Source organism: Streptomyces sp. NPDC005794 (genome assembly GCF_042871445.1).
Lineage (GTDB): Bacteria > Actinomycetota > Actinomycetes > Streptomycetales > Streptomycetaceae > Streptomyces.
Map to the genome: position 1 here is coordinate 99,217 of NZ_JBIAIN010000021.1, position 19,873 is coordinate 119,089.

A 19,873-nucleotide genomic window follows, 5' to 3' on the forward strand; every position below is an offset into this window, starting at 1 on the left:
TTTGTTGCCATCGATTCGCGACGAACGGTGACGGAGTGCCTGCGTAATGTGATGTGCTGAGCACGGCGCCGGCATCCGGCGCCACCGGATGTCTCGGGGGACGAGGGAGGGGAGCGGGATGGGGGCGGAGCAGATCCGGCGATGGGAATCGGGTGCCCTCGCGCATGCCGTGAGCGACCCCTTCGGGCAGGGCCCGCTGCCCTGGCTGCGCGGCAGCGAGAACTACTTCGACGACACCGGACAGGTCGTCCCCTGGTACGCCGACCCCGACCTCGGCCGCGGCGGATCCGGCGGCGGCACCCGTACGGCCGACGACGTGCGCCGGCAGATCAAGGGGTTCGTGTCCCCCGGTGCCGCGGCGCCCGGCGAGGCGATCGACTTCCACATCACCGTGGACCCGCCCCAGCAGTTCTCCGTCGACGTCTACCGCATCGGGCATTACGCGGGTGACGGCGCCGCCAAGATCACCACCAGCCCGCGCCTCTCCGGCATCGTCCAGCCGGCACCCATGACCGCCGACCGGACGGTCTCCTGCCATCACTGGTGGCTCTCCTGGCGACTTCAGATCCCCAGCTACTGGTCGGTCGGCGCCTACGTCGCCGTGCTCACCACCGCCGACGGCCACCGCTCGCACGTCCCCTTCACGGTCCGCGACGACCACCCGGCCGACCTGCTGCTCCTGCTCCCCGACATCACCTGGCAGGCGTACAACCTCTATCCGGAGGACGGTCGCACCGGCGCGAGTCTCTACCACGCCTGGGACGAGGAGGGCCGGCTGCTGGGAGAGGGGGACGCCGCCGTCACCATCTCCTTCGACCGCCCCTACGCGGGCGCAGGTCTGCCTCTCCACGTGGGCCACGCCTACGACTTCATCCGCTGGGCCGAGCGTTACGGCTACGACCTCGCGTACGCCGACGCCCGCGACCTGCACGCCGGCCGCGTGGACCCCAGCCGATACCGGGGCCTGGTCTTCCCCGGCCACGACGAGTACTGGTCGGTGCCGATGCGCCGTACCGTGGAGCTCGCCCGGGACACGGGCACCTCGCTCGTCTTCCTCTCGGCCAACACCCTGTACTGGCAGGTCGGCCTGGGGCCGTCACCTTCCGGCGTACCCGACCGCCTGCTCACCTGCCGCAAGCGTCGCGGGCCGGGGAAGTCCGCGCTGTGGCGCGAGATCGACCGCCCCGAGCAGCAGCTGCTCGGCATCCAGTACGCGGGCCGGGTCCCCGAGCCCCACCCGCTGGTCGTACGGAATGCCGGCCACTGGCTCTGGGAAGCCACCGGCGCGGCCGAGGGCGACGAGATCGAGGGGCTGGTCGCCGGCGAGGCCGACCGCTACTTCCCGCGCACGTCGCTGCCCGAGCACGAGAGCCGCATGCTGCTCGCGCATTCCCCGTACGCGGACAGCGAGGGGGCCACCCGGCACCAGGAGACCTCGCTGTACCGCGCTCCGTCGGGCGCGCTCGTCTTCGCCTCCGGCACCTTCGCGTGGTCCCCGGCTCTGGACCGCCCGGGTCATGTCGACTCCCGTATCCAGCGGACCACGGCCAATCTGCTCGACCGGATCTGCAAGCGGGACTGAGGGGCCGCGCCGCCGAGGGAGGCGCCCCGTGTCCACGGGACGACCCCTGGCGGCACGGCTCCTTCGCATGCGGGACAATCGGAACGACTCCTGGATCAACCTACGCGGAGGCAGCGTGTCCGGTTTCGTAGAAAAGCCCGAGCCTGTGCAGGTGCCCGGGCTCACCCATCTGCACACCGGCAAGGTGCGCGACCTGTACCGGAACGAGGCGGGCGACCTCGTGATGGTCGCCAGTGACCGCATCTCCGCGTACGACTGGGTCCTGCCCACCGAGATCCCGGACAAGGGGCGCGTCCTCACCCAGCTGTCGCTGTGGTGGTTCGACCAGCTCGCCGATCTCGTCCCCAACCATGTGCTGTCGACGGAGCTCCCCGCCGGGGCGCCCGCCGACTGGGCCGGCCGCACCCTGATCTGCCGCTCGCTGCGGATGGTCCAGGTCGAGTGCGTGGCGCGCGGCTATCTGACGGGCTCCGGTCTGGTCGAGTACGACGCGACCCGTACGGTCTGCGGTCTCGGTCTTCCCGAAGGCCTCGTCGACGGTTCCGAGCTCCCGGGGCCGATCTTCACCCCGGCCGCGAAGGCAGCGGTCGGTGACCACGACGAGAACATCTCGTACGAGGAGGTCGCCCGCGAGGTCGGCCCCGAGACGGCGGCCGTGCTGCGCCGGACGACGCTCGACGTCTACGGCCGCGCCCGGGACATCGCCCGTGAGCGGGGGATCATCCTCGCCGACACGAAGTTCGAGTTCGGCTTCGCGCCCACCGCGGACGGCGGCGAGGAGCTGATCCTCGCGGACGAGGTGCTGACGCCCGACTCCTCCCGCTTCTGGCCGGCCGAGAGCTGGGAGCCGGGCAGGGCTCAGCCTTCGTACGACAAGCAGTTCGTGCGCGACTGGCTGACCTCACCGGCCTCCGGCTGGGACCGGCACAGCGAACAGCCGCCCCCGCCGCTGCCGCAGGACATCGTCGACGCGACCCGGGCCAAGTACCTGGACGCGTACGAGCTCCTGACGGGCACGAGCTGGCCGGCCCAGGGGATGTAACGGAAGAAGGCCCCGGTCGCGAGGACCGGGGCCTTCTTACATGGAGCGGACGACCAGGTTCGAACTGGCGACCTCAACCTTGGCAAGGTTGCGCTCTACCAACTGAGCTACGTCCGCATGCGCCGAAGTGCGATGCCTACTATACCCAACCTCGCTCGCGTGCGAGACGCACTGCCGCATGACGGTTCTCCGCACCGAGCTTGGAGACGGCGGCCGAGAGGTAGTTGCGCACCGTCCCCTGGGACAGCGACGCCCGCTCCGCGATCTCCGCGACCGGTGCCCCGTCCGCCGCCAGCTCCAGCACCTCGGCCTCCCGGGCGGTCAGCGGGGAGTCCCCGGCGGCGATCGCGTCGGCCGCCAACTCCGGGTCCACATAGCGGTTTCCGGCGTGCACGGTACGGATGATCTCGGCCAGCCGCCGGGCGCTGACCGTCTTCGGGACGAACGCCCGGACGCCCGCTTCCAGGGCTCGTCTCAGAGTCCCCGGCCTGCCGTGACTGGTCACGATCATGGTCCGGCAGCCGGGCAGTCCGGTCCGCAGGGATGTGGCGACCTTCACACCGTCCGCGCCCGGCATCTCCAGGTCCAGGACGGCTACATCGGGCCGGTGCGCCATGGCCATGGCGAGCGCCTCCGGTCCGGTCGCCGCCTCGGCGACGAGGACGATGTCGTCCTCCAGCGCGAGGAGCGCGGCCAGCGCGCCCCGGATCAGGTGCTCGTCGTCGGCGAGCAGGACGCGGACGGGGTCCGTCGCGGCGGTCATCCGTTCTCCAGTGGGGAGGGAGCGGCACTCCGTGGTGCGGGCAGCGGGACGGCCGCGGCCAGGTGGAACATGCCGTCACCCGTCGGTCCCGCGTCCAGCGAACCACCGACCGCTGCCAGCCGTTCCCGGAGTCCGTGGAGCCCTGAGCCACCACCGGAGACGACGGCCTCGTCCGGTGTCACGCCGTCGTTCTCCACCAGGAGCCGGACGCCGTCCCGTGCGGCCTCCAGCCGGATGGCACACCGCTGGGGATCGCCGTGCCGCAGGACGTTGGTGGCCGCCTCGCGTACGGCCCAGCCGAGCACCGACTGCACCGGGGCGGGGAGCCGCGCGCCGTCGCCGTGGACGGTGCATTCGATCCCCGCCGCCCTCAAGACGCCCTGGGCGCCCAGCAGTTCCGTACTCAGGTCGGCCTCCCGGTATCCCCGCACGACGTCGCGGACCTCCTGCTGGGAGGCGCGCGCTATGCGCTGCACCTCGACCATCTGGTCCATCGCCGTGGGCTTTCCGCGCTGCCCCAGCTCGACCGCGAGCTCGCTCTTCAGCGCGATCACCGCCAGATTCCGGCCCAGGACGTCGTGCAGGTCCCGCCCGAACCGCAGCCGTTCCTCGGCGACCGCAAGCCGGGTCTCCACGTCCTGGGCGTCCCGTAGCTTCTGCATGATCCCGAGCGTCCAGGCGGAGAGGCGTACGGTGCCGGAGAGCAGCGCACTGCTGAAGCCCACCCCCGCCAACGTGGTCAGGGCGAAGGACCCGGTGGCCCCGGCCAGCAAGGCACCGCCGCTCATGCCGGCCGCGATCGCCGCGATGGCCGGACCGGACGCCCACACCGGTACGGCGAGGACGAAAGGCGTCAGGAACGGCCACGCCACCGCCCCCAGGGCGAGCTGCAGCTCGGGAAACGTCTCGGTGCCGACGTAGCCGCCGAGTGTCAGCAGGCCTGCCGCGTTCGCCACGGACAGGACGGCCGCGAGGACGACCAGCCGTCGTGCGACGGCCCCGCGGCCGAGGTAGCTGTCGAGAGCCCGGGCGACCAGTGGCGCCGAACAGAGGCCCTGCGCGATCGCGGTCAGGACCGTGAGGGCGATCAGGACGGCAGGCGCGTCCGAGTGCCGCACCGGGCGTGTCACCGACAGGAGCACCACGCACAGGACCGCCCCCCAGACCGTGGAGTGCAGGGTCCCGCGCGTGTAGAGATCGATCTTGTCGAACCCCTCGCGCCTCTGCCACCTGCGCACCTGTGCTCGTACCCACACGGTTCCCGCTCCCCCTGCCTCCGTGGACCTCAGCTGCGCGGGTCCCGTCCGGAACCATTCGGTTCCGGACGGGAAAACCCGCGCCGGTCATGGATCAAGTCTTCAGCCGGTTCGCGGTCGTGAGCAATGCGCGTTGTCATCACTGTGCATGACAAACGTCATGCGTAGGATATCCGGGAACGTCAAAGGCCCCGGTCGAGATCGACCGGGGCCTTTGAACCAAGAGCGGACGACCAGGTTCGAACTGGCGACCTCAACCTTGGCAAGGTTGCGCTCTACCAACTGAGCTACGTCCGCAATGCCACCACTCGGCTTTCACCGGTGGAGCGCTCACTACTCTACCCGATCCACTCAGTGGTCCGGTAAGGCAGTGCAGAGCGGGTGACAGGAATTGCACACTGCGCCTTCCCCCTGGAAGGGGGATGTTCTACTACTGAACTACACCCGCACGCTGCGTCGGACCCGGCTTTTCGGCCTTGCCCTTCGGCGTGCTCCAGACTCTAGCCGACCTGCAGGGGTGTTGTGCAAGTCGGCTTCCCGAGGTGCGGCTCCGGGGTTCCGGAGGGCATCGAAGCGGAATGGAACATTCCGGGCGATGCTCTCAACTGGCCGCGCTGAACGCCTCGTAGACCTTCTTGGGGATCCGGCCGCGGGCCGGCACCTCCATGCGGTGCGAGCGGGCCCAGGCGCGCACGGCCGCGGGGTCCGGTGCGAGCGACGTGTGGTGGTACGACATGGGAGGCTTGCCGCGCTTGCCGGTATTTGTCTGCTTTCGGCCGGCCGCTACGTACGGGGCGAGTGTCTTACGCAGTTTCTTTGCATTGGTGGGATTGAGGTCGATCTCGTACGACTTCCCGTCCAGGGCGAAGGTGACCGTTTCCGCCGCTTCTCCCCCGTCGATGTCGTCGGAGAACGTAACTACTACGCGCTGAGCCACGGATATCGGTCCTTTCCTTCGGCACCGTCGCGCTGACGTGCGCTGATGCCGGCCTTCCGGCGGCTGGGCGGATGCGGATCGACTGCTGTCGACTGTTCCGGGGCAATCGTGGTTTCCCGCTATTCATTTGTACAGCGGAAGGAGCCGCATTGTGAAGCCCGGCCAATTACATCCGCGTGTTGCATCCGTGGGTTGCGTCCGCGTGTTGCCTCCGTGTGTCCGCGTGCAATCCGGGTGAAGATTTTTCCCGGGATTTTTCCCGGGTGTTGTCGCCTCCGATATCTGTCCGTGATCGGCCCCGGTGATATCTACCCGCGTAGAATTTCAGGCCAGGTACGCTGAGAGGACCCGCGGGGATCTGGGGAACCCCTCGGAGACACAGCCGCACCACACCACCGGGAGTGCCAGTGGCACGCGTCGTAGTCGACGTCATGCTCAAGCCGGAGATCCTCGACCCGCAGGGACAGGCTGTGCAGCGCGCACTGCCCCGTCTCGGCTTCGACGGAATCGCGGACGTTCGTCAGGGAAAGCGTTTCGAGCTCGAGGTCGAGGGGCCGGTCGACGATGCCGCCCTCGCCCGTATTAACGAGATGGCCGAGACGTTCCTCGCCAACACCGTCATCGAGGACTTCACCGTCAAGGTGGAGGAGGAGAAGTGACCACCCGTATCGGAGTCGTCACTTTTCCCGGCACGCTCGACGACCAGGACAGCCTGCGGGCCGTGCGGATCGCGGGTGCCGAACCCGTATCCCTCTGGCACCGTGACAAGGACCTCCACCAGGTCGACGCCGTCATCCTGGCGGGCGGATTCAGTTACGGCGACTATCTGCGCGCCGGCGCCATCTCGCGTTTCTCGCCGGTCATGGAGACCGTCATCGAGCAGGCGAAGGCCGGCATGCCGGTCCTCGGCATCTGCAACGGCTTCCAGATCCTGACCGAGGCACACCTGCTGCCCGGCGCGATGCTGCGCAACAACCACCTCCACTTCATCTGCCGCGACCAGAAGCTGCGGGTGGAGAACGCGGAGACCGCCTGGACCTCGGACTACACCGCGGGCCAGGAGATCTCCGTACCGCTGAAGAACGTGGACGGCCGGTACACCGCCGACGAGCACACGCTCGACGAGCTGGAGGCCGAGGGCCGCGTCGCCTTCCGCTACGCCGACGTCAACCCGAACGGCTCGCTGCGCGACATCGCCGGCATCACCAATGCCGCGGGCAACGTCGTCGGTCTGATGCCGCACCCGGAGCACGCCGTCGAGCCGCTGATCGGCACCGGTCGCACCGACGGCCTGGGTTTCTTCACCTCGATCATCAAGAAGCTGGTCAACGCATGAGCCTGGACACGGTCAAGCACGCGGCCGAAACCCCGGACGCCGGGCAGCCCTGGAAGGATCTCGGCCTCAAGGAGGACGAGTACGCCCGGATCCGCGAGATCCTGGGCCGCCGTCCCACCGGCGCCGAGCTCGCCATGTACTCCGTGATGTGGTCCGAGCACTGCTCGTACAAGAGCAGCAAGGTCCACCTCAAGCAGTTCGGCGAGAAGGTCCCCGACAACGACGCCATGCTCGTCGGCATCGGCGAGAACGCCGGTGTGGTCGACGTCGGCCAGGGGTACGCGGTCACCTTCAAGGTCGAGTCGCACAACCACCCCTCGTACATCGAGCCCTACCAGGGCGCGGCCACCGGCGTCGGCGGCATCGTCCGCGACATCCTCGCCATGGGTGCCCGTCCGATCGCGGTCGTCGACCCGCTGCGCTTCGGTGCGGCCGACCACCCCGACACCCGGCGGGTCCTGCCGGGCATCGTCGCGGGCATCGGCGGATACGGGAACTGTCTCGGCCTGCCGAACATCGGCGGCGAGGTCGTCTTCGACGCCTGCTACCAGGGCAACCCGCTCGTCAACGCCGGCTGCATCGGCGTGATGAAGCACGAGGACATCCACCTCGCCCAGGCCTCCGGCCCCGGCAACAAGGTGATCCTTTACGGCGCCCGCACCGGCGGCGACGGCATCGGCGGCGTCTCCGTGCTGGCCTCGGAGACCTTCGACGACACCAAGCCCACCAAGCGGCCGGCCGTCCAGGTCGGCGACCCGTTCCAGGAGAAGCTCCTCATCGAGTGCACCCTGGAGATCTTCAAGGAGAAGCTCGTCGCGGGCATCCAGGACCTCGGCGGCGCCGGGCTCTCCTGCGCCACGAGCGAGCTGGCCTCCGCGGGCTCCGGCGGTATGCGCGTCGAGCTGGACACCGTGCCGCTGCGTGACTCCTCCCTCTCGCCCGAGGAAATCCTCATGAGCGAGTCGCAGGAGCGCATGTGCGCGATCGTCGAGCCGCAGCACGTGGACCGCTTCATGGAGATCTGCGAGAAGTGGGACGTCATCGCCACCGTCATCGGTGAGGTGACCGAAGGCTCGCAGCTGGAGATCTTCTGGCACGGTGAGCAGATCGTGGACGTACCGCCGCGGTCCGTCGCCCACGAGGGCCCGACCTATCACCGTCCGTTCGCCCGTCCCTCCTGGCAGGACGCGCTGCAGGCCGACGACGCCGGCAAGCTGGCCCGTCCGGCGAACGGCGCGGAGCTGCGCGAGCAGGTCCTCAAACTGGTCAGCTCCCCGAACCAGGCGTCCAAGTCCTGGATCACCGACCAGTACGACCGCTTCGTGCAGGGCAACACCGTGCTGGCGATGCCCGAGGACGCCGGCATGGTCCGGATCGACGAGGAGTCGAACCTGGGCGTGGCCATGGCGACCGACGGCAACGGCCGTTACGCCAAGCTCGACCCGTACACCGGCGCGCAGCTCGCGCTGGCCGAGTCCTACCGCAACGTCGCCGCCTCCGGCGCCAAGCCGCTCGCCATCTCCGACTGCCTGAACTTCGGTTCTCCCGAGGACCCGGACGTCATGTGGCAGTTCGCCGAGGCCACCCGTGGTCTCGCGGACGGCTGTCTGGAGCTCGGCACCCCGGTCACCGGCGGCAACGTGTCGCTGTACAACCAGACCGGTGAGACGGCGATCCACCCGACGCCGGTCGTGGCGGTGCTCGGTGTGATCGACGACGTCACCCGGCGTACGCCGGTCGCCTTCGCCGAAGAGGGCCAGCTGCTCTACCTCCTGGGCGAGACCCGCGAGGAGTTCGGCGGCTCGGCATGGTCCGAGGTCATCCACCAGCACCTGGGCGGCATGCCGCCCAAGGTCGACCTGGGCCGCGAGAAGCTGCTCGGCGAGATCCTGATCTCGGCCTCCCGCGACGGCATGATCGACGCGGCGCACGACCTCTCCGACGGCGGTCTGATCCAGGCGGTCACCGAGTCCTGCCTGCGTGGCGGGAAGGGTGCCCGGCTGGTCGTTCCGGAGGGCGTGGACGCGTTCACCTTCCTGTTCTCGGAGTCGGCCGGCCGCGCGGTCGTCTCGGTCCCGCGCAGCGAGGAGCTCCGCTTCAACGACATGTGCGGGGCGCGGGGACTGCCCGTGACCCGGATCGGTGTCGTCGACGGCGAGGAGATCGAGATCCAGGGCGAGTTCAGCATCCCGCTGAGCGAGCTGCGCACGGCGCACGAGGGGACTCTGACGGGTCTGTTCGCCTAAGTTTCTGCCCGTACCGAAGCCCCCGTCCGGGTCTACCGGACGGGGGCTTCGGCGTTCTCACCGGAAACTGTTGATGCATGTTACGTAATTACGTAAGGTTGTGTTCTGTGGAGCTTGAGGAACGCGTCGCCGAGCTGGAGCGCCGCATGGCGGCGCTGGAGCGGGCGGCGGGCGGCGGGCAACCGAGCTTGGGCGAGGGCGACTTCTGGGCGCTGGACGGGCTGAAGGACCAGCTCGCACAGGTCGGGGAGGCGGCAGCCGACGGCGGGGTGCTGTTCACGGGCGCGGTGAAGCTGCCCGCAGGCGAGCGGCACGAGTGGCAGTACGGCGCGCTCACCGCAGGTCTCCTGGGGACCGACGAGGACCGCCCCGACTGGGCGGATGCCGCCGAACCCCTGGCGGCGCTCGGCCATCCGGTACGGCTGCGGCTGCTCCGCGAGATCCTCGCGGGCCGGCGTACGGCTGCCGAGCTGGCCGGGCTGGACGCGACGGGCACGACCGGCCAGATCTACCACCATCTGCGCCTGCTCACCGCCGCGGGCTGGCTGCACACGAAGGGGCGCGGGCGCTACGAGGTGCCCGGTGCTCGGGTCGTGCCGCTGCTGGTCATGCTCACGGCCGCCCGGCCCTGAGGAGCCGGACCGACACGAACGAGGGCGCCGTCATGCCCGTACGCAGAGCCGCGATGGTCCTGTACCGCTGCTGCTGGATCGTCTTTGTCGCACTGGTGGTGGTCACCGTCCCCACGGGACCGCTGGACCCGTTCGCCTCGGTGTTCCTGCCCGCCGCGGTGGCTCTCGTCACCGGCTCCGCGCTGAGCCGCTCCGGCGGCGCGGGCATGACGGCCCCCCGGCCCGCTGTGGAGGTGAGGCCGCCCGTGGCGGGCCGCCGGTCCGCCGTCCACAGCCCGGCCGACAAGGTGCCGAGCCGTGGCGCGCGCGCCTACGGGCAGGAGCACGCGGTCGACATCCTCGCCGAACCCGAGGAAGGCAGCCGTCCGCCCTTCCGCCGGCTGTGGCCCGAGGCCTCGGAGTTCGCACGGGGTCGAGCGCCCGTACGGTGGGCGCGCGTTGTCACAGGCGCCGGTTAGTCTCGCCCCTATGCCCCCGGCCAAGAAGCGCCCGCGCGCCTACGACCTCAGCCGGACCCGCATCGCGGTCCTGGCCCAGTTCGACCGTGTCCGGGAGACGGTGGCCGCGCTGACGGCGGACCAGCTGGCCGGCCCGTCCGGACTGGGGGAGTGGACCGTCAGGGAACTCGTGGCCCACATGACGACGGCGCTGGAGCGGGTCAGCAGGGCCATGGAACTGCCGGCGCCGCCCGGCGGGCCCAAGCCGGAGACCGCCCTGCTGGAGTGGCCGTTCTCCACCGCCGGGAACGCCGCGGGGATCGCCGACCACGCCCGGGATCTCGCCGCGGCCCGGACCGACCTCGACGCGCTGTACGAGGAGACGGCGGCCCGGTTCGCGGAGCTGGTGCCTTCCGACGCCGGCGACCGGCTGCTGCCGACCCGGGCGGGCACGATGCGGCTGGGCGACTTCCTGGTCACCCGCACCGTCGAACTCGTCGTGCACACCGACGACCTGAACCGCGCGGCCGGCCTCTCGGTCGGCTACGACCGCCAGGCGCTCGCCGCCTGCACCCGGCTGCTCGCCGACGCGCTCGCGGACAAGGCGCCCGGCGGTTCCGTCGAGGTGCGCGTCCCGCCCTTCGCCGTCGTCCAGTGCATCGGAGGCCCGAAGCACACCCGGGGCACGCCGCCCAACGTCGTGGAGACGGACCCGCTCACCTGGATCCGGCTGGCCACCGGACGTACGCGGTGGGCGGAGGCCCTCGACGCGGCGCAGGTCACCGCCAGTGGTGAGCGGGCCGACCTGGCCCCGCTGCTGCCGCTGATGGGCTGAGGGGAACCGGATCGGCTACTCGATCCGTCCCAGGGCCATGCGCAAACAACGTATGGCTGTCAGCGTCCTGACCCTCCTCACCCTTGCCGCCTGCGGTACGGAGTCGGGCTCCTCCGGAGCGGGTTCCGGGGAATCCGGAGGCTCCGGGGACGGCAGCGGCACCGTACGGACCGGACCATCCGTGACCGGTGTCCACTGGAACGTGGCCTCCCTGACCGTCGGCGGGAAGAAGACCACCGCCCCCGCCGGCGCGCACGTCGAGATCGACTCCGCGGGGAAGGCCACGGGCAATCTGGGCTGCAACCGCTTCACCGCCGATGTCCGTACGGAGGGCGACAAGGTCACCGTCGGGCCGGGCACGACCACCGAGATGGGGTGCGAGAAGGATGTCCAGCAGTTCGAGAAGGCGATGGGCGGGGCCTTCAGCGGCGAACTCACGGCCGCCGTGGCGGGCCGGAGCGACGCGAAGACCCTGACCCTGACCACTGCGGAGGGCGATTCCATCGCCCTCACCTCCGAGCCCCCGGCCCCGCTGACCGGCACCGCCTGGAAGGTGTCCGGCCTGACATCGGGCAGTGGCACCACCTCCCTGCCGTCCGGTGCGCAGGACAAGGCGCACCTCACCTTCGGCGAGGGCGGCTCGGTGGAGGGGAACCTCGGCTGCAACTCCTTCCACGGCAAGGCGGCGGTCTCCGGCTCCACCCTCACCTTCGGCCCGCTCACCTCCACCCGGAAGATGTGCCCGGGTTCCGAGATGGAGCTGGAGCGTGCGCTGCTCGGTGTGCTGGCGGGGAAGACGACGTACGAGATCGATCACCGCTCGCTGTCGATCGAGGGGAAGAGCGGCAAGGGGCTCGTCGCGTCCGCCCCGGCGGCCAAGGGCTGACCGGCCGGGCTGTCCCGAATGCACCGGTATCACTCGGTGCTTCCGGGGCCGGCCCGAGTGGCCGGGCCCGGCCATGAGGACGTCCGGAGTGGCCCGCACGGCTTCCGTCGCGGTCGCCCGGTGTGAGGCTCACCACGAAACGAGCGTTCGGTCACCACTCGCCTTGCCGGCCGCCCCGGTTCACCGAGCGCCACGAGCGGGGCGATCGCGGCGCGGAGCCGCTGAATTGCCGGACCTGCCGGTAACCGCCGCCTGCCCCGGGTGTCGGCCGCTGCAGGGCCCTCCGGGGGAGGAGCGGAGGCGCCGCCGCGATCACCCGGAGTAGTCGCCCGACCCCCGCCCGGGCCCCCGTGGGGAGCGCCCCGCAGTCCCGTCGGCAGCCCCTGCCAGGGGGTCACCCAATTCGGACCGGTGGTCGATCTCGCCTACACTCGGTGGTGTGCCTCGTGGTGATGGACGACTCAACCACGACCTGCTCCCCGGAGAGAAAGGCCCCCAGGACGCTTGCGGCGTCTTCGGTGTCTGGGCTCCCGGCGAAGAGGTCGCCAAGCTCACCTATTTCGGACTGTATGCCCTGCAGCACCGTGGACAGGAGTCCGCGGGCATCGCAGTGAGCAACGGGTCCCAGATCCTGGTCTTCAAAGACATGGGACTGGTCTCGCAGGTCTTCGACGAAACGTCTCTGGGATCGCTCCAGGGCCATATCGCGGTCGGTCATGCCCGTTACTCCACCACCGGTGCCTCGGTGTGGGAGAACGCGCAGCCGACGTTCCGTGCCACCGCGCACGGCTCGATCGCCCTGGGTCACAACGGAAACCTGGTCAACACGGCCCAGCTCGCCGAGATGGTCGCCGACCTCCCCCGCAAGGACGGCCGTGCCACCCAGGTCGCGGCGACCAACGACACCGACCTGGTGACCGCGCTGCTCGCCGGCCAGCGGGACGACGACGACAAGCCGCTCACCGTCGAGGAGGCAGCCGCGAAGGTGCTCCCCGAGGTCAAGGGCGCCTTCTCGCTCGTCTTCATGGACGAGCACACCCTCTACGCCGCCCGCGACCCGCAGGGCATCCGTCCTCTGGTCCTCGGCCGGCTCGAGCGCGGCTGGGTGGTGGCCTCCGAGTCCGCCGCCCTCGACATCTGCGGTGCCAGCTTCGTCCGCGAGATCGAGGCGGGCGAGCTCGTCGCGATCGACGAGAACGGCCTCCGCAGCTCCCGCTTCGCAGAAGCGAAGCCCAAGGGCTGCGTCTTCGAGTACGTCTATCTGGCCCGCCCCGACACCGACATCGCCGGGCGGAACGTCTACCTCTCCCGGGTCGAGATGGGCCGGAAGCTTGCGGCCGAGGCCCCCGCCGAGGCCGATCTGGTCATAGCGACACCCGAATCGGGAACCCCCGCGGCCATCGGCTACGCCGAGGCGAGCGGAATTCCGTTCGGTGCGGGACTGGTCAAGAACGCCTATGTCGGCCGGACCTTCATCCAGCCCTCGCAGACCATCCGCCAGCTGGGTATCCGTCTCAAGCTCAATCCGCTCAAGGAAGTCATCAAGGGCAAGCGCCTGGTGGTCGTCGACGACTCGATCGTCCGCGGCAACACCCAGCGTGCCCTGGTCAGGATGCTCCGCGAGGCGGGCGCCGCCGAGATCCACATCCGGATCTCCTCCCCGCCCGTGAAGTGGCCCTGCTTCTTCGGCATCGACTTCGCGACGCGCGCCGAGCTGATCGCCAACGGCATGTCCGTCGACGAGATCGCCACCTCCATGGGTGCCGACTCCCTCGCGTACATCTCGCTCGACGCGATGGTCGAGGCAACGACGATCGCCAAGCCGAATCTGTGCCGCGCCTGCTTCGACGGCGAATACCCGATGGAGCTTCCGGACCCGGAGCTGCTCGGCAAGCAGCTGCTGGAGACCGAGCTGGCGGCCGGCCCCGCCGCGACCGCGGCGGCCGACGCGCTGCGTCGTCCGTGATCCGGACCGACCGGCTGCTTCCCCACCAGCCCCGTATTCCCACACGAAAGATCCCGGGCAATGTCTGAGACAACAGGTGCTTCCTACGCTGCGGCGGGCGTCGACATCGAAGCCGGTGACCGCGCCGTCGAGCTGATGAAGGAGTGGGTGAAGAAGACGCAGCGTCCCGAGGTCGCGGGCCTCGGCGGCCTCGGCGGTTTCGCCGGCCTCTTCGACGCCTCGGCGCTCAAGCGTTACGAGCGCCCGCTGCTCGCCTCCGCCACCGACGGCGTCGGCACGAAGGTCGATCTGGCCCGGCAGATGGGTGTGTACGACACCATCGGTCACGACCTCGTCGGCATGGTCGTCGACGACCTGGTCGTCTGTGGCGCGGAACCGCTGTTCATGACCGACTACATCTGTGTCGGCAAGGTGCATCCCGAGCGTGTCGCGGCCATCGTGAAGGGCATCGCCGAAGGCTGCGTCCTGGCGGGCTGCGCACTGGTCGGCGGGGAGACGGCGGAGCACCCGGGCCTGCTGGGCCCGGACGACTTCGACGTCGCGGGCGCCGGTACGGGCGTGGTCGAGGCCGACCTGCTGCTGGGCCCGGACCGTATCCGTAAGGGTGACGCCGTGATCGCGATGGCGTCGTCCGGTCTTCACTCGAACGGGTACTCGCTCGTCCGCCACGTGGTCTTCGACCGGGCCGGCTGGACCCTGGACCGCCAGGTCGAGGAGTTCGGCAGGACGCTCGGCGAGGAGCTCCTGGAGCCCACGAGGATCTACTCCCTGGACTGCCTGGCGCTGACCCGCACCACCGAGGTGCACGGCTTCAGCCACGTCACGGGGGGTGGCCTGGCCAACAACCTGGCCCGGGTGATCCCGGACGGGCTGCACGCCACGGTCGACCGGTCCACCTGGACTCCGGGTGCCGTCTTCGACCTGGTCGGCAAGGCCGGCAAGGTCGAGCGGCTGGAGCTGGAGAAGACGCTCAACATGGGTGTCGGCATGATCGCGATCGTCCCGGCGGACTCGGTGGACGCGGCTCTGACGACGCTGGCCGACCGGGGTGTCGACTCCTGGGTCGCCGGCGAGATCACCGAGCGCGGTGACCACGCCACGGGCGCCGAGCTGACCGGCGACTACGCGCGCTAGGACGCTTCACCCGTCGGTCCGGCACTCCACCGGACCGACGGGCGGTGTCGCCCTTCGGCCGCACCCGAGGGTGCCGCATCCCTCCGGACCGGTACAGCACAAAACCCGGTCCGGGCAGGCCCGGACCGGGTTGATGTGTCAGCGCGAGGTCAAGCGCCGCGGCGCTGTGACGACGGACCGGACTGGTCGTCCTCGTCCGCGTCCTCGTTGTCGTTGTACAGATCCGCGTACTGTGCGTACGGGTCATCTTCCTCGTCGTCGTCCTCGAACGGCTCGGCGTTCGGTGGTTGACTCGAAGGCGATGCGCCCAGCTCATTGGCCAGACGCGACAGGTCAGTCCCGCCGCTGCTGTACTTCAGCTGGCGGGCGACCTTGGTCTGCTTGGCCTTTGCCCGGCCGCGCCCCATGGCTCGACCCCCTCGGTGACGGGGCTCGACGGCCCCAGAGTCTTGACACGCGTTCATGTTTCAGGACGGACTCTCAGCAGAGAGACCGCGCCCGTGGCTTTAACCGTACCTGCTTCCTCGGCCATACGGTACGCCGCCCGCGTCACGCGCCTCCGCGCAGGACCACGGAGGAGCCCGTCCTCGCTGGTCAACCCCGATTTTAACCTCTTGTGGACGGCCGACCCGCCGACCGGAGTGAGTCTTGTCTCCCCCGTGCCCGCCGTCCTTCTCCCGCTCCCGGCGTGGCCTCCGTCACCGGGTTTTCCTCACGGAACCGGTGACGGAGAGCTGACGCGCGACGACGCGTCAGTGACGGCGGGCGTCCGCCATCCGCCGTTCGGCGATCCGGTCGGCCGCCGCGGCCGGCGGGATTCCGTCGGCCTTCGCACGTGCGAATATGGCCAGCGTGGTGTCGAAGATCTTCGTGGCCTTCGCCTTGCACCGGTCGAAGTCGAAACCGTGGAGTTCGTCGGCGACCTGGATCACGCCACCGGCGTTCACCACGTAGTCCGGTGCGTACAGAATCGATCGGTCGGCAAGGTCCTTCTCGATTCCCGTGTGGGCGAGCTGGTTGTTGGCCGCGCCGCACACCACCTTGGCGGTGAGCACGGGAACGCTCGCGTCGTTCAGCGCACCGCCGAGCGCGCACGGGGCGTAGATGTCCAGCCCCTCGGTGCGGATCAGCGCGTCCGTGTCCACGGCCACGGAGACCTCGGGGTGCAGCTCGGTGATCCGGCGTACGGACTCCTCGCGCACATCCGTCACGACGACTTCGGCACCGTCGCTCAGCAGGTGCTCGACCAGGTGGTGGCCGACCTTTCCGACGCCGGCGACACCGACCTTGCGGCCGCGCAGCGTGGGGTCCCCCCACAGGTGCTGCGCGGAGGCCCGCATGCCCTGGAAGACACCGAACGCGGTGAGTACGGAGGAGTCGCCCGCGCCGCCGTTCTCGGGGGAGCGGCCGGTGGTCCAGCGGCACTCCCGGGCGACGACGTCCATGTCGGCGACGTACGTGCCGACATCACAGGCAGTCACATAGCGTCCGCCGAGCGAGGCCACGAACCTGCCGTAGGCCAGGAGAAGTTCCTCGGACTTGATCCGGTCGGGATCGCCGATGATGACGGCCTTGCCGCCGCCGTGGTCGAGGCCGGCCATGGCGTTCTTGTACGACATGCCGCGCGAGAGGTTCAGCGCGTCCGCGACGGCCTCCTCCTCGGAGGCGTACGGATAGAAGCGCGTCCCGCCGAGGGCCGGGCCCAGGGCGGTGGAGTGGAGGGCGATCACGGCTTTGAGGCCGCTGGCACGGTCCTGGCAGATCACGACTTGCTCGTGGCCTCCCTGATCCGAGCGGAACAGGGTGTGCAGGACGCCGTTGGTCACATCGGTCACTGTGGTGACTCCCAAGTACGAAGCGGCGGGAGACCCCCCTGCAGGTGGGGAGGGCCCCGGACCGACCGACGCCGGCCGGTCCGATGGGCAAGAGCGTAAGTCCTCGTGACCCGTAGATCTGTTCCCCTGACCGGGATCACCCCCCTGTGGAGTACCGGCGTGACACGATTTACCGCATGTCGGTGGTGTCTTCGGTGCTCGTCCCTTACGCGTCCTACCTGCGGGTGTACGAGCCGCTCGCCGCCTTCCGTGAACCCGAACGGGGCCACTGGACGCGTTACGCGCGGCGTTCCGCCCTCCCCACGGCCCAGGACGAACTGCGGCGCTCGCTGGCGGGCTTGGTCTCCACCCCTCCGGTGGCGGTGCCGGTGCACGAGAGCGCGGACGCCTTCGTCGCGGTGGTCGACGGGGTGGTCTGCGTCTGCCCGTGGCGGACCCGGATGCGTGGCTGGCTGGCCTTGAGTGAACTGGGGGGTCTGTTTCCGGCCACTGTGCTGGACGCGGTGCTGCCCCCGGTGGTGCGGGGGCAGGCGGCGGCGGACCACGAGCGGTGGGCCGAGCGGAACCCGGACGCCCGCCCCTGGATCCGGACCACGGTGTGGCATGTGCCGGTGCGCTGGTTCGTCCTGTTCGACGACGAGGAGCGGGAGTACGTGACCGGCGGCACGGACGGCGCCGTCGGCGCCGACGGTGGCCGGCTGCTGCGTTACCGGACCCCGATGGTGCAGGCGCGGCGCAGGCTGGCGAGGGCGCTGCGGACGTTGCGGGAGACCGTCGACGAAGGCCCGCTGACCGAGGGGCTCGTGGAGGTGGGGCGCTGGCTGGAGGAGTTCCACCCGCGCGCCATGGTCGAGCTGGATTACGGCGGCCTGGTCCACGCGCTGAGCGGCGAGCAGCTCGCCGCGGACCGGTCGGCCGCGGATGTGGCCGAGGGCATCGCGGCGCTGCGCTCCGGGGACAGCGATGCGGCGGGTGTCGCGTACGGGCGTCTCGCCGACCGCTGGCGAGCCGTGCGTGACCTACAATCCTCCAACTAGCGCGAAGCGGTGTGAATGGGAACGCACCGCCGCATAGAGGTGCTATCCGCAGGGAAGAGACATCCTGTGAGGTGTCCGACATCCCCGGGCGCCGGAGAGCCCGGCGGAGGTGAACGAAGATGCCATGAGGGCAACTGGCGGGCCGTGAACCCTCGTCGAGTGTGACGCGTGCGACAGGTGGGGCGGGAAGGCGCTCATGAGGTCGGGACCTATGTCCCGAACCGGGCCTTTGCCTCAAGCGTGATGGATAGCACTAACGGGGCCCTTGCGCCCTTCCCTACTCCTCATGCCAAAATAGGACAAGGAGTCCGGGGAGGACTCCGTTCGCCCAACTACGGGCGGAATGCTTTGTATTGCACGCCATGGGGGGTCTGACGACTTCTGATGACTCCCGGTTGTCCTGTGACTGATCGTCACCGGGGCGTGACTGTCCGCTATGGCATGGTCCATCGGCTTCCGTCGCTGATGGGCACCTGGGAGGGCAATTCCATCGGTTTGGCCGACGTGGCTGGACGGATGGTGTAGTTGTAGTGCCGAAGACAAGCCGTTCGTCCTATAACCGACTCGGCCTGCGTCCGCCATTTCGGGCAACGCGGGTCAAGGTGCAGAATTTAGAGGAAAGAACCGAGATGGTTCGGTTCTCCCGAGGAGGCCGCTCATGACCGCTCGCACCCCTGATGCCGAGCCGCTGCTGACCCCGGCTGAGGTTGCCACGATGTTCCGCGTGGACCCGAAGACGGTCACCCGTTGGGCAAAGGCTGGCAAGCTCACGTCCATCCGCACGCTCGGTGGGCATCGCCGGTACCGCGAGGCAGAGGTCCGCGCACTGCTTGCGGGTATTCCGCAGCAGCGCAGCGAGGCCTGACACACCCCCTGTCGCCGCAGCCACAACAGGGCGCTGAAGGGTTCCCCAACCCCCGGTGTCCCCATTCATAGCTCCACATGACGGGTGCCCGCCCCAACGGGTGCCATGCCTGTGACATGCGGGTACGTCGTTCGATCGCGCTGGACTCCGCCGGGTCCAGCGCGATCTTTTTTGTGCCTGAAGGAGCCCGAAGGTGCTCAGCGGCCCGAGCGTCTGCCCGAACCTGCCGACGGGTCGGTTTGTGGGGAGGTCGCGTGCGACTCCGGGCGGGTCTGTTCGGGCCTGTTCGCCCGGGTCCCTGGCGTCGTGGGACAGCTCGGGCGGAACGGTCCGGGATGTACTTTCGAGGAAGTGCAATTGCACATATTAAATTGGCCAGTTGTATGAAGTGAGTAAAGTCGCTTCCACGCGGAACGGATTGGGTGACTCCCGTCACACCGGTCCGGTCCTGCCTCCTGCGAGGCCGCCACTGTTCGGCGGTCATGGCTGCGGCAGATGGTCATGTCGCGGGAGGGCTTTCGCCCCGTGGGCGGCCCTGCCGGCGGCCCCGGGGGCGGCCCTGGGGGTGGTCCCGTGGGTGGTCCGTGAGGTGGTCCGCGCCGGCCTCGTCGTCCGCACCCCTCCCGGGCGCGTCGGTGGCGTCCTGTGGGGCCTGCGGCGGCTCGGTTGCGTTGCAGGGCCCCTGGGGCGCGTACGGCATCTGTGGGGCCGTCAGGGGCTCCGTGGCGAGCCGCAGTAGGCGGTAGCAGATCGGACAGTGCCGGGTGAGGTGGCGGTAGCCGGAGGCGGCCGCCAGATGGGCGCGCAGCAGCGCGCGGGTCTCGTGCCTTTCCATGGGCGCAGACATGCGTGCGGCCTCCCGGTGGACCCGGCCGCCCCGCGTCGAGGGAAACAGGGGCGGACTCCGTCCTACGGAGTTACTCGCGGTGGGAGCCGGCGTCAAGACGCACAGAAGCCCGGATCCAGGGGATCCGGGCTTCTGTCTACTGCGGTCCTGACGGGATTTGAACCCGCGGCCTCCACCTTGACAGGGTGGCGAGCACTCCAAACTGCTCCACAGGACCAGGTTTTCGCTGCCGTTCTT

The 19,873-nt window shown here is 69.6% G+C and carries 19 protein-coding genes and 4 tRNA genes; 13 read left to right on the forward strand and 10 right to left on the reverse strand.

Annotated elements, in window-relative coordinates; genetic code table 11:
- The first annotated feature begins 118 nt into the window (after window positions 1-118).
- Both ACFYQ5_RS29015 and ACFYQ5_RS29020 read left to right on the forward strand, forming a co-directional pair.
- Window positions 119-1,582, forward strand: a complete 1,464-nt coding sequence (locus tag ACFYQ5_RS29015; protein WP_389201794.1) for a N,N-dimethylformamidase beta subunit family domain-containing protein — start codon at window positions 119-121, stop codon at window positions 1,580-1,582.
- A gap of 115 nt (window positions 1,583-1,697) precedes the next feature.
- Window positions 1,698-2,624: a phosphoribosylaminoimidazolesuccinocarboxamide synthase gene (locus ACFYQ5_RS29020; RefSeq protein ID WP_389201876.1), complete on the forward strand. Its 927-nt coding sequence runs from the start codon at window positions 1,698-1,700 to the stop codon at window positions 2,622-2,624.
- Between the two features lie 41 nt (window positions 2,625-2,665).
- Here the strand turns inward: ACFYQ5_RS29020 and ACFYQ5_RS29025 are convergent.
- The 6 genes from ACFYQ5_RS29025 to ACFYQ5_RS29050 all read right to left on the reverse strand — a co-directional run bounded on the left by ACFYQ5_RS29025 (window position 2,666) and on the right by ACFYQ5_RS29050 (window position 5,580).
- Window positions 2,666-2,741: transfer RNA gene (locus ACFYQ5_RS29025), tRNA-Gly, on the reverse strand.
- 22 nt (window positions 2,742-2,763) lie between these two features.
- Window positions 2,764-3,387: a response regulator gene (locus tag ACFYQ5_RS29030; RefSeq protein WP_389201796.1), complete on the reverse strand. Its 624-nt coding sequence runs from the start codon at window positions 3,385-3,387 to the stop codon at window positions 2,764-2,766.
- Window positions 3,384-4,643: a sensor histidine kinase gene (locus ACFYQ5_RS29035; protein ID WP_389201798.1), complete on the reverse strand. Its 1,260-nt coding sequence runs from the start codon at window positions 4,641-4,643 to the stop codon at window positions 3,384-3,386. The genes ACFYQ5_RS29030 and ACFYQ5_RS29035 overlap by 4 nt, the downstream gene beginning before the upstream one ends.
- Window positions 4,644-4,867: 224 nt before the next feature.
- Window positions 4,868-4,940, reverse strand: a tRNA-Gly gene (locus tag ACFYQ5_RS29040).
- Between the two features lie 79 nt (window positions 4,941-5,019).
- Window positions 5,020-5,091, reverse strand: a tRNA-Gly gene (locus ACFYQ5_RS29045).
- Between the two features lie 153 nt (window positions 5,092-5,244).
- Window positions 5,245-5,580: an Lsr2 family protein gene (locus tag ACFYQ5_RS29050; RefSeq protein WP_389201800.1), complete on the reverse strand. Its 336-nt coding sequence runs from the start codon at window positions 5,578-5,580 to the stop codon at window positions 5,245-5,247.
- A 407-nt stretch (window positions 5,581-5,987) separates the two neighbouring features.
- Between ACFYQ5_RS29050 and purS the strand changes: the two genes are divergently transcribed.
- The 9 genes from purS to purM all read left to right on the forward strand — a co-directional run bounded on the left by purS (window position 5,988) and on the right by purM (window position 15,052).
- On the forward strand, window positions 5,988-6,239 hold the full coding sequence (gene purS / locus ACFYQ5_RS29055) for a phosphoribosylformylglycinamidine synthase subunit PurS (protein WP_033296931.1): 252 nt from the start codon (window positions 5,988-5,990) through the stop codon (window positions 6,237-6,239).
- Window positions 6,236-6,916, forward strand: a complete 681-nt coding sequence (gene purQ, locus ACFYQ5_RS29060; RefSeq protein WP_389201801.1) for a phosphoribosylformylglycinamidine synthase subunit PurQ — start codon at window positions 6,236-6,238, stop codon at window positions 6,914-6,916. Before purS ends, purQ begins: the two co-directional genes overlap by 4 nt.
- On the forward strand, window positions 6,913-9,162 hold the full coding sequence (gene purL / locus ACFYQ5_RS29065; protein WP_389201802.1) for a phosphoribosylformylglycinamidine synthase subunit PurL: 2,250 nt from the start codon (window positions 6,913-6,915) through the stop codon (window positions 9,160-9,162). Before purQ ends, purL begins: the two co-directional genes overlap by 4 nt.
- Window positions 9,163-9,269: 107 nt before the next feature.
- Complete coding sequence (locus ACFYQ5_RS29070) at window positions 9,270-9,794, forward strand: ArsR/SmtB family transcription factor (protein ID WP_389201804.1); 525 nt, start codon at window positions 9,270-9,272, stop codon at window positions 9,792-9,794.
- A 32-nt stretch (window positions 9,795-9,826) separates the two neighbouring features.
- Window positions 9,827-10,252 (forward strand): hypothetical protein, encoded by a 426-nt coding sequence (locus ACFYQ5_RS29075; RefSeq protein ID WP_389201805.1) that lies wholly within the window; start codon window positions 9,827-9,829, stop codon window positions 10,250-10,252.
- Between the two features lie 10 nt (window positions 10,253-10,262).
- Entirely contained in the window at window positions 10,263-11,066 is an 804-nt protein-coding gene (locus ACFYQ5_RS29080) for a sterol carrier family protein (RefSeq protein ID WP_389201807.1), read from the forward strand.
- A gap of 52 nt (window positions 11,067-11,118) precedes the next feature.
- Window positions 11,119-11,952, forward strand: a complete 834-nt coding sequence (locus ACFYQ5_RS29085; RefSeq protein ID WP_389201809.1) for an META domain-containing protein — start codon at window positions 11,119-11,121, stop codon at window positions 11,950-11,952.
- A gap of 439 nt (window positions 11,953-12,391) precedes the next feature.
- Window positions 12,392-13,918, forward strand: a complete 1,527-nt coding sequence (gene purF, locus ACFYQ5_RS29090) for an amidophosphoribosyltransferase (protein WP_389201811.1) — start codon at window positions 12,392-12,394, stop codon at window positions 13,916-13,918.
- 60 nt (window positions 13,919-13,978) lie between these two features.
- Complete coding sequence (purM, locus tag ACFYQ5_RS29095; protein ID WP_389201813.1) at window positions 13,979-15,052, forward strand: phosphoribosylformylglycinamidine cyclo-ligase; 1,074 nt, start codon at window positions 13,979-13,981, stop codon at window positions 15,050-15,052.
- 149 nt (window positions 15,053-15,201) lie between these two features.
- Here the strand turns inward: purM and ACFYQ5_RS29100 are convergent, their stop codons facing one another.
- Entirely contained in the window at window positions 15,202-15,459 is a 258-nt protein-coding gene (locus tag ACFYQ5_RS29100; RefSeq protein WP_389201815.1) for a DUF3073 domain-containing protein, read from the reverse strand.
- A gap of 345 nt (window positions 15,460-15,804) precedes the next feature.
- Window positions 15,805-16,887 carry a Leu/Phe/Val dehydrogenase gene (locus ACFYQ5_RS29105; RefSeq protein ID WP_389201817.1) on the reverse strand — a complete coding sequence of 361 codons (1,083 nt, stop codon included), beginning with the start codon at window positions 16,885-16,887 and terminating at the stop codon, window positions 15,805-15,807.
- 176 nt (window positions 16,888-17,063) lie between these two features.
- Between ACFYQ5_RS29105 and ACFYQ5_RS29110 the strand changes: the two genes are divergently transcribed.
- Together ACFYQ5_RS29110 and bldC are read left to right on the forward strand one after the other, a co-directional pair.
- Window positions 17,064-17,924 carry a hypothetical protein gene (locus ACFYQ5_RS29110; RefSeq protein WP_389201819.1) on the forward strand — a complete coding sequence of 287 codons (861 nt, stop codon included), beginning with the start codon at window positions 17,064-17,066 and terminating at the stop codon, window positions 17,922-17,924.
- 658 nt (window positions 17,925-18,582) lie between these two features.
- Window positions 18,583-18,789: a developmental transcriptional regulator BldC gene (gene bldC / locus ACFYQ5_RS29115; protein WP_003949541.1), complete on the forward strand. Its 207-nt coding sequence runs from the start codon at window positions 18,583-18,585 to the stop codon at window positions 18,787-18,789.
- A 499-nt stretch (window positions 18,790-19,288) separates the two neighbouring features.
- Here the strand turns inward: bldC and ACFYQ5_RS29120 are convergent, their stop codons facing one another.
- Together ACFYQ5_RS29120 and ACFYQ5_RS29125 are read right to left on the reverse strand one after the other, a co-directional pair.
- Window positions 19,289-19,636 carry a DUF6274 family protein gene (locus ACFYQ5_RS29120; protein ID WP_389201820.1) on the reverse strand — a complete coding sequence of 116 codons (348 nt, stop codon included), beginning with the start codon at window positions 19,634-19,636 and terminating at the stop codon, window positions 19,289-19,291.
- A 142-nt stretch (window positions 19,637-19,778) separates the two neighbouring features.
- A tRNA-Asp gene (locus ACFYQ5_RS29125) sits at window positions 19,779-19,853 on the reverse strand.
- Window positions 19,854-19,873: the final 20 nt, after the last annotated feature.